We start from the raw sequence: 11,559 nt of genomic DNA, 5'->3' as shown, positions 1-11,559 counted from the left end.
AATTATACGCGCTGGCATGCAATGCCTCATCTGCGCGGGTCGTCTTTTGCGTATCGATCAGATGGCCCGGTTTGTAATCGACGGAAGTTACCGTTCCGTTCGGATATTTTACCGCCGTTACGTAACCATCGGCATCGTACTCGTATTCATACTTGTACCCTTTGCTGTCGGTATAACTCGTCGGACGGCCATTCGCATCGAGCTCATATTCGGTACGTTCGCCGTTCACGATCTCGGCGGTCTTTTCCCCGTTATCGTTATACTCATAGACAACAGTATCGCCGTTCGGATACGTTGTCTGTTGCAATTGGTTGTTGTCGTAGTAGCTGTAATTAATCGTTCCGTTCTTATCGGTACGGGTCAGCATATTGCCCGCTTTGTCATAGGTGTAGGCATACCAAGTACCGTCGTTGTAATCCTCCCGAACCTTACGGTTCATGAAATCGTATTGATACTGCGTCGTAAGACCGCCTGGTTTCTTCTCGACGATGACGTTGCCATTCGGATCATACTGGTATTCGAAAACATCTTGGCCCGTTTCGCCGCGTACGACGACCTTCTGAAGACGTCTTCCCAGCTCGTCGTAGTCGTAGGAAGTCAGTTGGGTGTTTCCGTCCTTCTGGCTGGTCCGGTTTAATTCCGCGTCATAGGTGTAGTCGGTTTTCAATTCCCCGGCTGCAGCCTGCGGTTCGATGACGGAAGTGAGGCTGTCGCGGGTATCGTAGTCGTAACGAACCGGACCGTATACCGGACGCACCTCTTCGAGCTTGTTCCCGACGGAATCGTAACGGTACGAGAAAACACCCTCATTCGGGGTTTGCTTAGACGTCATCCGTCCCGCGGAATCGTAGTCATACTGCGTCGCTTCCCCGAGGCGATTGAACTGTGTTTCCGTTCGGCCATCCAAATCTAGGGTGAAACGCTCTATCCGTCCGAGCGCATCCTTCTCTTCTAGCTGATTCCCGCGATAGTCGTACTTCCACTCCGTATCGCGGCTGAGCGGGCGACGCTCCGCCGTTACGTAACCCGAAGGACTGTATTCGAAGCTCGTCCAATGTCCGACGGCATCGGTTTCTCTCGTCTGCTGTCCTTCAGCATCGTAAGCATACTTCGTGGTATGACCGTTCCCATCAACGGACGCAACCATAAGTCCTCGAGGATCATACTCGAAGGCGTTCACGATCTGGTCGCCTGCCATCGACGATTGCGCATAATGAATTTCCTGTGCCAACTGACCGCCCGCATCATAAACAGACCGAGCAATATTGCCGTTAGGGTCTTTCGTCAGCGCGACGTTGCCCGCTCCATCATACACATAATGCGTTAATGCGCTAATGTTAGCCGCGCTTAAATCCGTGGTACCTTCTTTATAAGTAATCGAATCGGTTAGTAGACCCCCAAGGTCGTAACGGGACTCGGTAACATTAATCAATCCGTCGAAGGAAAGCACGACGTTGCCAGTCGTATCGTATACCGTCTGCGTCTGGCTTCCATCCGGATTGGTAACCTTAACCTGACGGCCTAAGGAATCGTAAGCGTAAGACGTTAGCCGCTCCTCGGCGGCGCTGCCCCCCATCGAATTCCGTTCGATCGCTTGCTTCAGAAATCCGTGAGTATCATAGGAATAAAACGTAACAAGCCCCGAGGATGAGACTTCCTGTTGCAAATCCCCATCCGGCGTGTACGCATATGAAGTAGTCGCCCAGTCGCTGCCGTTAAGCTGGCGGCGCTCTTCCCGAACGTTGCCCCATGCATCCGTCTTGTATAGGAATTTCTGTTGAGCGCCCGAACGATCTACCGCTTCGGTCCTCTCGGAAACTCGGCCGTAAGGATCGGTTAGTGTAGAGACGGTCTGCCCTTCCTCGTTAACCGACTGGACCTCATGCCCGAAAGCATTGTAAGAAGTCGTAGTAACGTCATCAGCTTCGGAAATCATTTTAACGAGCTGACCGACCGGATCATAGAACTCCTTGCGCGAATACGCGATAGCTTGTCCATTATCATCCAACGCAGGCGTCACCGTCTCCACGGTTCGGCCCGTGTAGACATATCGAGTCATATTTCCTTTTCCGTCCGTGAAGGTGAGCACGCGCCCCAGTTTGTCGAACGTATACTGCTGACGCTGCAATACTTCATGACCTTCATATAGGCTATCGGCGGTGCCCGAAGCAAGGGGTGTGCCATTCCACTGAGGGACCGGACCTCCTACGGATGTTTCCAGCACTTGGCCGTCGCCGTCATAGGCATATCTCGTCCATGAATCATTCGGACGTTTCTCTTCCACTTGCCGTCCGGCGCTGTCGTAACGATAAGTCGTAATCGCCACCTTCTCGGACAACGTTCCGGAGGAGCTTACCACAATATTGCTAGGCAGTACGGGTTTAATGACCTGCTTACTCTCGATCACGCGATCCCACGAATCATACGCGTATTCCGTTCGACCGCCGTCCGCCGCTATCACCGTTTTCTGCCGACCTGCATTATCGTATTCATATGAAGTCTTCATGTCGTCCGGCGAGATAATCGTCGTCACTGGCTGACCGGCTTTGTTATACGCGGTTTCGGTCGTCTCTCCCCGCGAATCGGTACGCTTCACGACCAGCCCGCGGCTGTCATATTCGTACGATTCCTCCCGCCGGCCTGCCGTACCTTCCTCCAGGGGAACCGTCACGCTGGATAATACATTTCCCGCTCCGTCTACCTTATAGGTCGTCTTCGTCAATCCGTCCGATTGCTCGATCAAGTTCCCGCCATCGTCGTACAGATAGGTTTGAGTGATAGCTAGAGTCCCGTCGTCCTCATCCCTCTGAGTAGCTTTAACTACCCGACCCCACGCGTCATACTCGAAGTCCTCGACTAAACCGGTCGGACCTTCGCGGTGCCTGAGCCAGCTCACGTCATTGAAAGTCGAGTTCGTCTCGGCAGCATCCGTCGTCCCTTTATCCGAGATTTGTTTTACGATATTGCCATGCAGATCGTTCTCATACGACAGACGTGTCCCGTCCTCGGTTAGGAATCCATTTTTATCGTACGTATAATCAAAATCATTGCCACTGCCATCTGTCCGTTTCACGAGCAGACCTTTGCCATTATACTCCTCTTTCGTCGTGATGGTCTGATTCTCGTTTACGCCTGCGGGATCGACGGCTAGCTGCGCTGTCGTTTTGGTTAGGATTTTGCGTTCGTCCTTCTGGTACGTATATAGGACGTTATATCCGAGAGGCCCTTTCTCGCTTAATAAATCATGCTGATCATCATACTTATAATGAACAATTCGGCCCGATTGACTCTGCTCTGCGATGACATGATCCTGTTCATCGTACTTGTAGCGAGCTACGCGACCTAACGGATCTGTCTCTCTGATCAGATTGTTCGCGCTATATACATAGGACGTCTTCGCTTCTTCCGTCCCATCCGCCGTCTCCACATTTTCTACGCGTTCCGTTGGCAGATTTGAGCTATTCCAGCGAAGCTTATAGTCACCAAGAGGCTGCTGCACGGTCGCTTCGCGCGTTCCGTACTGAACCCCGAGGAACTCCTCCGCGTTATCCTGTTTGCGAGTCATGCCCATCCGCGTCACGCGATTGTGGTCATCGTAAACCCAAGCCGTCGTAACCGATTCCGGCATTCCGCCTTCTTCTTCCTCCTTATTATTACCGTTGTCGATGACTTTGGAAATCCGATGCAAATCGTCATAAACAAAACGGGTAATTTTCTGAGACGGGTCCCGGTACCCGACAAACTCGCCTTTTTTGTTATACATGAAGAAAAACTTCTGCTTGAGTGGGATAGGTTCCGAATTTGACTGACTGGGGATGCCGTTCAAATCCGTGATGATGGTAGACTTTATATCTCCGGAATTTGGCTTGTAAATAAATTCCACAAAATGGCCGCTCGTATCTTTGACGCTTTCGATCCGTAAATCCTGTTGATGATAGTCGTTCGCGCCGGTCCATTCGAAATAGATTTGGTTCAAGTAACGATCCTGAATCAACCAGAACCGTCCGTCGTTCTTGAAGCGATAACGAAGCTGGTCCGGCCATTCCATTACGAATGCATTGAGGTCCTCCGGATTGTCTACATTAGGGTGAAGCGATAAATTCGGATAGTGCTGGCGTTGACCGTTAGCATAGGTGGCATACCCGCCCCCTTCCGGCTTGAACCAATACACCGTTCCGTCAAAGCCTTGCCAGGTGATATTCCCGCCCTCCCATTTATTCAAGCGGGAGTCCAGGCTGAAATTCCATCCGTAACCGAACGGACCTTTCACCCGATTCTGATGATTGTATGTAAAAAAGATATCCAAATCGACTCCGGGTCCATGCTGCGTATAATCTTGGAAAGCTTGCGTTCCGTTACCGGTCGTTAAGTTAATGCGCGTATTTTGCCCCGCTACGACGGCTTGCGCATTCGGCACGTACTCTTCCGAACCCGTTCCCGTAATAAAAGGATACAAAGGCAGCGTTTCTTCCTTCTTGTTGCCGGCAATGTCCTCTACTGTAACCTTCAGCTTTTCCGAATTTCCCGGTTGAACGGCTACGGCAGTACGAAGCGGAGAGGTTGTCCAGCTCTTCGTGCTCGTTGTTGAACCATTAACCGTCACTTTCTTTAAGCCGCCCACCATATCGCGCGTTTCCACCGCAAGCTGATTATCTCCAAGCGGAAGGACGCCGATGATCTCAGGCGCGGTACGGTCTAGGACGAAAAGCTGGTACTCCATGGAATAGGCAGGAGCGGTTTTCTCAACCGGACGAGGTTGACCGCCCGGTTTCAACGGAGGGAGCTCAAAGGTGACCGTAGGCGGCGTCGCCTTTAATCGCCAATGATAGAAACCGTCCGGAGACAACTTGCCATTGGCGTCTTTACCGTTCCACGAATAGGTATTCGTACCGGAAGTATCTACTCTATCCTCGACGAGCGTTTGAATAGTGCCGCTCTTCAATTCTTTCACTTCTACTGTTACCGTGTACCCCGCAGGCGGGCTGACAGCTTTCCCTGATTCCTTTTCCTGCGCGTCGATCCAGTCTTGTAATTGGTCATTCCAGGTGAATGTGATGCGGTCATTGCTTACGGAGAAAATATCCGCGGTATCGTTCATGTCCAAATAAGCGCCGCCCGCGCCGCCGCGTTTCTCTCCCATATCGGGACGTTTAACAAGAACCTGATCACCGGTAAAAGAATAATATTGCGGCGTTTCCGTCCGATCCGGGCCGTCTGTCCAAGGCTCCTGCGGCTCCTCGTTTAGACTTTCCATCAACTCGGCTAGTGCCTCTCCGCCTTCGGCAAGAGCGTCGCCTAAGCGATCTGCCGCCTCCGCCCAGACCGCGGTCGGAGCCAAACCTATCATTATGGAAATCAGTAGTGTTACAGACAAGCTTCGAATCCAGCCTTTACCTCTCATCTCGCGCCTCGTTTCCCGAATGCAAAAGCAAAAAGCCGCAACGCCTAAGCGTTCGGCTGCGCAAATTCATTGCGGACTCCTACGACTTCGACGGTCTGGCGATCCAACGGGGGACCCATGACTTTGCGCCCCCATCTCACGATGGGTTTGCCTTTATCGGTTATATTTGTGAATATTAAGAAAATATTGGATATCTCAAAAGCTATTATAGCAAATTTCCGCGTCTTGAGAATCATTTTTTAAGGAAATTTGTAACTTTTTGTATTATTATCGGACTTTAGGGGGATGTCTCGGAGATTATACAGCTAGGTAGAACGAATCAAATAGCCTTCCGGCACATGAAACATAGCCAAAGGGCTTTCTGGATGGTGCTGCTTATTAAGCGGACAAGAGATGCGTTATTTTACCTAAAACATCGTTTTCGACACCGCTTCCGGACCATGATTCCGTTATTTCAGTCAAATCCGACACTACTGGTAACACTATAGACTTATAAGGGATCTATGGTCCTCCAAGACCCGAAATCTACGTAAAAATGAACAAATAGAGGAACCACGGTCCGCCGTGCGCAAATTCTTATGTAATAGGAGCATTCCGCGGGTTATTCGCGGAATGCTCCTATTCTCATTACAAGTTACTCTCGCTTCGATAATTTCTCTTGGGCGAGCCTGATCATTTCACGAACCATCGGGCCGCCAATGTTGCCGCCGACCAGGCCTGCTTCCTCGGTCGTCAGCTTCCCGTTATTCCTGGGGGTCAGCGGTACGCCCAATTCCTCCGCGACTTCGTACTTAACGTCATCCGGTCTCGCCGGATTTACCGAATAGCCTTCGCGGCGCATCACTTCCGCCTTAAAATCGGTTACGCCCTGCTCCGCTCCCGGCACGATTAGTTTTCTTCTTCTCGCCATAAGATCTGCACCCGCCTTCGATCGAATAATGCCTCGACCCTATCGTACCCGGATGCGGCTGAATTATTCCTTCATCCACAGTTCGTATAGACGATCCTGCTCCCGTTGAAGGCTTTCCCGTTCCTCCCACATCCGTTCCAACTCCACGGAATCTCCGAGAAGATTCGCTTGATTTAGCACTGCATCAAGCCCTAGAAGCTTCTTTTCCAGCTCGGCAATCTCTTGCTCCAGGCGGATCCGGCTTGCTTCCATCTTGGAATTCGCATTGACCTTATCGCGAGAAGTTTTGGCGTTCAGTGGATTATTAGCTACTACTGGATCCTTCTTCTGCGTTGATTCCGTCTTCAAGACCGATTTCCGGCGGCTCTTCTCCTTATAGTCATCAAAATCGCCTAAATATACATTAATCCGCCCTCTATCGAGCTCCCAGATTTTTTCCGACAATCGGTTGATCAGGTATCGGTCATGGGTAACTGCCAGTATCGTTCCCGGAAATTCCTCCAGCGCCTCTTCTAGCGCCTCCCTTGACGCGATGTCCATGTGGTTCGTTGGTTCGTCCAAGATCAGTAAATTAGGTTTGCGCAGCACGAGCAGGGCCAGCCTCAGCCGCGTCCATTCCCCGCCTGACAGAAGACTCACGGGCTTGAACACGTCTGCACCGTAGAATAGATACGCGGCTAACCGAGATCGAGCCTCCCCTTCTTCCATACCCGCCTCCTGGCGAAAATACTCCAGAACGCTTTGCTTCGGGTTATCCGGATATTGCTGCTGGGCCAAGTACCCGACATCGACGCGCGAACCGAGCATAAGCTCTCCTTCGTCAGCCGGTTCCTCGCCGAGGATAAGCTTGAGCAGCGTTGTTTTACCGGAGCCGTTGTGACCTACGAGCATGACCTTCTCCCCGTATTCCAGCATTCCGCTGGCACGATCCAGGACAACGGCCTCTCCGTACCTCTTGCTTACGCCGGCAAACTCGATCACCCGCTTGCCCGACCGGTCCACAGGCTTGAGCTCAAACTCGGCTTCCCTGCGATCTATCGCCGGTCGCTTCAGCTTCTCCATCCGATCGAGCGCCTTCTGCATGGAAGCTGCCCTGCGGAAAAACTTGCCGTTCCCGCCGATTTTGCCCCATTCCATCAGCTGCTTAATCGTTTCCCTCATCTTCTTCAGCTTCTTCTGCTGCTCTTGATAGTCCGCGAATTCCTGAAGCAGCCTCTCTTCCTTCTCCTTCAAATATTTCGTGTAATTCGTATGATAAATCGAGGATTCTCCATCCTCAAGATCGATTATCTTCGTCACGACCCGATCCAGAAAATAGCGGTCATGCGATACGATCAAGCAAGCCCCATCGTATTTCAGCAGGAATTCCTCCAACCACTCGACACCGCCCAAATCAAGATGGTTCGTCGGTTCATCGAGCAGCAGCAGATCCGGTCTGAGGATGAGCTGCGAGGCTAGCCCCACCTTTGTCTTCTCTCCTCCGGACAGCGAGGAATAAGGTCTCCCGTACCATTCCCGATCGATTCTAAGCCCATTTGCCACCTGGTCGATGCGCGCATCGAGCTCGTAGCCGCCATCTCGCTCGAAGCTCTCTTGCAGCGCGGAATACTTTTTGAGCAGCCCGTTCAGGAGATCGGGGTCATTCCCCGCTTCCGGTTCGGACATGCGCAGCTCCAGCTCCGCCATCGCCGAACGGCAAGCGAGCAACTCCCGATATCCCATCGCCAATACGTCGAATACCGTACGCTCGGCAACATCCGCCGGAATTTGCTCCAAATAGCCGATTCGGGCTTCCTTGCGAATGGTCAGCAAACCTTCGTCCGGCACATCTATCTTGGAAACCATTCTTAGCAAGGTCGATTTGCCGCTTCCGTTGCGGCCGACAAGTCCTGCCTTCTCACCGTGGTGAAGCTCGAATGTAACATTTTCCAGAATCAGCTGGGCGCCGTTATATTTTTTAACGTTTTGACAATTGATCGTTAACATGTTGGTTCCTCCAATTATAGAAGGCCCCCTCGCCCGAGAATACAAAAATGACGTAGGGAAAATTCCCTACGCCCGTTCGGACTAATCCGCCGTGGTCAAGGTAGGAGCCTTTTCGCGAGTTGTGAAATCGTATGGTTGCAAGCAGACAGACTTATCCCGTCTACGCGCACGCCATGAACGATGCCAGCCATCGCGATGGGCAGCCGGCTAACTTGGTTGTTCACTAACTCTCGATTCATCCTACCTTCACCTCCTTAAGCTCAATGTCTATAACGATACCATAACTTGCATTTTGCTGGCAACCGCATCTTACCATTAATATCCGCGCTTATTTCCCCATAACCAAGCATGCAGTTGGGGAAGCACGCGCACGTTCTTCAGCTCGTCCGAATCCATTACCGTTTCCACCAACCAGACGTATTTCTGCATGAGACGGTTTAATAGCAACGACGAATCTGGCTCCTTCACATCATCGTTGCCCGCTTGAAGAAAGAACGGAACGTTCTTATAGCGATGATGAACGGTTGCCGCATACCTTAAATCCAGCTCGTCGAATACGACGACCTTCAAGCTGAAATTGCGTCGGTTAGAGATTAACTTGCCTACGATAGCATCGAGCACGTTCCAATCAGTGCTCATCGTCGAACTCGGCGGCTTCGGCGATAGAGTAAGCTCATCGATGAGCAAGAACCAATCCTGCCACCTGCTGCCTTGGGTTTCCAATGCCACTTGGATTCCGTCCTCATGCAAGAGTTCGATCAACTCTTCCAGATGGGGCAGCAGCGCGGGATTACCTCCGGAAATCGTTACATGCGAGAAAGTATTGCCGCCGACTGCCCGCAACCCTTCCACGATTTCCTCTGCGGTAAGCAAGCGAGTCTCTTTCTTACCCGATCCGTCCCACGTAAAGGCGGAATCGCACCATACGCAGCTATAGTCGCAGCCGGCCGTTCGAACGAACATCGTCTTCTGGCCGATGACCATTCCTTCGCCTTGAACGGTCGGTCCGAAAATTTCAATAACGGGAAATTTACTAGCCGCCATAAACGCCTCCCGCAGCCGGACGGTAAACCACGTAGCTCGTCGGCGTCTCCCTTAGAAAAACTTGCACGCATCGGGGCTTATTCGCCATGCCGTTCAAGTGATCTTGGATCATTTCGCACAGCGTGCGGGCGACATTCTCCGTCGTAGGATAACGTTCCGGGTTATGTTCATCCGCGAACTCCGCATGCCCATTCAGCAGAGAATGATCGAAGCGGTCATGGACCAGTTTCTTGATCAGCGAAAAATTAACAAGAAATCCGCTCTCGTCGAGCTCGTTGCCTACGATCGTTACGTTAGCGAAATAGGTATGGCCGTGCAACTTGGCGCAATCGCCCGCTTGTTCGCTTGGCACATAGTGAGCCGCAGCGAAATGCATGTCTTTGTTCAACTCGTATCGGAATGGATGAGGGGTGGATGGATAGATTTGTTGAATCATACTCGCCGCCCCTCCTTGCTAGCTGCTTCGAACTCGCGAAGCCCTCTTGCGCGAAGCAAGCATGCCGGGCATTCCCCGCAACCGTCCGCCATGATTCCCTCATAGCAAGTCAGGGTGTTATCCCGTACGTACTGGAATGCTCCGAGCTCATCCGCAAGCTGCCACGTCTGCGCCTTGTTCAGCCACATAAGCGGCGTATCGATGACGAATTCATAATCCATCGATAAGTTAAGCGTCACGTTAAGCGACTTTATGAAAACATCCCGGCAGTCCGGGTAACCGCTGAAATCGGTCTGGCAGACGCCGGTTACGATATTGCGTGCACCTACCTGCTTCGCAAGCACGGCCGCGAAGGATAAGAACAACAGATTGCGTCCATCCACGAACGTCGAAGGCAGCTCGCCTTCCTTTTGTTCGATCGCCATGTCGTGCCTCGTTAATGCGTTCGGAGTCAATTGGCCGAGCAAAGACATATCAAGCACATGGTGCCTGATCTTCAGATCCGAGGCAATACGCGCCGCGCATTCCAGCTCCAACTTGTGGCGTTGGCCATAATCGAACGTGACCGCTTCTACTTCCTCGAACCTTTGCAGCGCCCAGAACAGGCACGTCGTACTATCTTGTCCGCCGCTGAACACGACGACTGCTTTTCCTGATTTCATCTGATGAAGCCTCCCGGGCAATAGAAAAAACGGTATCTTCCTTCATCGCACAAAGGAGATACCGCCTTCCTTAGTTTTTTATAGAGGGTGTGTCTAGAACCTCTCCCGATTCGCATGAAGCATACGCTTCCCCGCAGATTCGGACTTGTATTCTATTGCTTACATTGTAACAACAATGTGCCTTATGACGCAATGTTAAGACTTGGCTGCGTCCTCACCCTGCTGTTGCGGGTCCGTATCATCCGACTCCACGTACCGTCTAAGCGATTCGATTTTGTTCTCCCAGAACCGCTCGTAGAAAGCCAGCCAGCTCTTCAGCTCCCGCAACGGATCGGCATCCAGCCGGTATCTCGTCTCTCTGCCGACCTTCCTCTCCTTCACAAGCCCCGCCTCCTCCAGAATGCGCAGATGCTTGGAAACGGCGGTCCGGGTCATTGGAAAGTGACTGCTAATCGCGGTCACCGGCATCTCCTGATCGACTAGCAACAGAAGCAACCCGCGCCTGGTCGGATCCGCGATCGCTTGGAACACGTCGTGCTTTGGCGGGGAAGCTGCCGGATTAGGCTTCGACATAAGCTCCCAGCTTCTGCACGAGTCCGACCCAGCCTCCTCTCATCCGCTCGCGAACGACGTCATGCGGCTCTCCGAATTCGGTCGCAACATCGGCGGTCCATCCGCTGTGGATCAACGTAAACTCCGTTTGACCGCCTTTCTCCTCCAATTCGAAAGTAAGCGTCCAGTCTTTGCCCCAATTGAAAGAAAGCCGGTTAGGGGGATCGATGACGGTTACCTTGCAAGCGGATTTACCGAACGGTCCCGCGTCGAGATGGAATTCATGGCCGACTTCCGGCAAGAAGTCGTTGGGCATGAACCAGGCGGCGATGCCTTCGGAAGTGGATACGGCAGCCCAAACCTTCTGGACCGGAGCATTAAATACAGAAGTCTGGCGAATATCGGGCAGGGTATTGGTTTGCGCTTGATCGGACATGTTATTACCTCCTGTGATAGGAAACTATTTGGTTTCGCTTTTCAGTATACGAAACCATTTGGTTTCATGTCAACAACTTAGAATAGCCAATTTTGTGAAGATGGAGCGATAAGAAATAGTTTGTCAAATTCT

9 protein-coding genes and 2 riboswitches are annotated in these 11,559 nt (G+C 51.9%); all 9 genes read right to left on the bottom strand.

Annotated features, from left to right (window positions below):
- Positions 1-5,401, bottom strand: a 5,401-nt coding sequence (locus E2980_RS16130) for a DUF6531 domain-containing protein (RefSeq protein ID WP_135153199.1), incomplete at its 3' end; no start/stop codon positions are given.
- A gap of 86 nt (positions 5,402-5,487) precedes the next feature.
- A riboswitch (cyclic di-GMP riboswitch) is annotated at positions 5,488-5,563 on the bottom strand.
- Positions 5,564-6,035: 472 nt separating this feature from the next.
- Entirely contained in the window at positions 6,036-6,311 is a 276-nt protein-coding gene (locus tag E2980_RS16125; protein ID WP_135153198.1) for an alpha/beta-type small acid-soluble spore protein, read from the bottom strand.
- A 63-nt stretch (positions 6,312-6,374) separates the two neighbouring features.
- Entirely contained in the window at positions 6,375-8,297 is a 1,923-nt protein-coding gene (gene abc-f / locus E2980_RS16120) for a ribosomal protection-like ABC-F family protein (protein ID WP_135153197.1), read from the bottom strand.
- Between the two features lie 95 nt (positions 8,298-8,392).
- Positions 8,393-8,536 (bottom strand): hypothetical protein, encoded by a 144-nt coding sequence (locus E2980_RS24295; RefSeq protein ID WP_167747153.1) that lies wholly within the window; start codon positions 8,534-8,536, stop codon positions 8,393-8,395.
- 76 nt (positions 8,537-8,612) lie between these two features.
- On the bottom strand, positions 8,613-9,341 hold the full coding sequence (queE, locus tag E2980_RS16115; RefSeq protein ID WP_135153196.1) for a 7-carboxy-7-deazaguanine synthase QueE: 729 nt from the start codon (positions 9,339-9,341) through the stop codon (positions 8,613-8,615).
- A complete protein-coding gene (locus E2980_RS16110) occupies positions 9,331-9,777 on the bottom strand; it encodes a 6-carboxytetrahydropterin synthase (RefSeq protein WP_135153195.1) in 447 nt (148 codons plus the stop codon). The genes queE and E2980_RS16110 overlap by 11 nt, the downstream gene beginning before the upstream one ends.
- Entirely contained in the window at positions 9,774-10,439 is a 666-nt protein-coding gene (gene queC, locus E2980_RS16105; RefSeq protein ID WP_135153194.1) for a 7-cyano-7-deazaguanine synthase QueC, read from the bottom strand. Before queC ends, E2980_RS16110 begins: the two co-directional genes overlap by 4 nt.
- Positions 10,440-10,503: 64 nt before the next feature.
- A riboswitch (PreQ1 riboswitch) is annotated at positions 10,504-10,548 on the bottom strand.
- 86 nt (positions 10,549-10,634) lie between these two features.
- On the bottom strand, positions 10,635-11,012 hold the full coding sequence (locus E2980_RS16100; RefSeq protein WP_135153193.1) for an ArsR/SmtB family transcription factor: 378 nt from the start codon (positions 11,010-11,012) through the stop codon (positions 10,635-10,637).
- A complete protein-coding gene (locus E2980_RS16095) occupies positions 10,999-11,427 on the bottom strand; it encodes an SRPBCC family protein (protein ID WP_135153192.1) in 429 nt (142 codons plus the stop codon). The genes E2980_RS16100 and E2980_RS16095 overlap by 14 nt, the downstream gene beginning before the upstream one ends.
- Positions 11,428-11,559 lie beyond the last annotated feature (132 nt).

The sequence above is a fragment of the Cohnella luojiensis genome, assembly GCF_004564235.1.
Classification (GTDB): Bacteria; Bacillota; Bacilli; order Paenibacillales; family Paenibacillaceae; genus Cohnella; species Cohnella luojiensis.
The sequence above is the reverse complement of the archived record's forward strand: the minus strand, read 5'-3'. Positions and strand labels throughout refer to the sequence as shown.

What these genes read in the sequence shown, in the direction of transcription:
- abc-f (WP_135153197.1), bottom strand. Translation starts at nt 8,297, where the DNA reads ATGTTAACGATCAATTGTCAAAACGTTAAAAAATATAACGGCGCCCAG.
- queC (WP_135153194.1), bottom strand. Translation starts at nt 10,439, where the DNA reads ATGAAATCAGGAAAAGCAGTCGTCGTGTTCAGCGGCGGACAAGATAGT.
- E2980_RS24295 (WP_167747153.1), bottom strand. Translation starts at nt 8,536, where the DNA reads ATGAATCGAGAGTTAGTGAACAACCAAGTTAGCCGGCTGCCCATCGCG.
- E2980_RS16100 (WP_135153193.1), bottom strand. Translation starts at nt 11,012, where the DNA reads ATGTCGAAGCCTAATCCGGCAGCTTCCCCGCCAAAGCACGACGTGTTC.
- E2980_RS16095 (WP_135153192.1), bottom strand. Translation starts at nt 11,427, where the DNA reads ATGTCCGATCAAGCGCAAACCAATACCCTGCCCGATATTCGCCAGACT.
- E2980_RS16125 (WP_135153198.1), bottom strand. Translation starts at nt 6,311, where the DNA reads ATGGCGAGAAGAAGAAAACTAATCGTGCCGGGAGCGGAGCAGGGCGTA.
- E2980_RS16110 (WP_135153195.1), bottom strand. Translation starts at nt 9,777, where the DNA reads ATGATTCAACAAATCTATCCATCCACCCCTCATCCATTCCGATACGAG.
- queE (WP_135153196.1), bottom strand. Translation starts at nt 9,341, where the DNA reads ATGGCGGCTAGTAAATTTCCCGTTATTGAAATTTTCGGACCGACCGTT.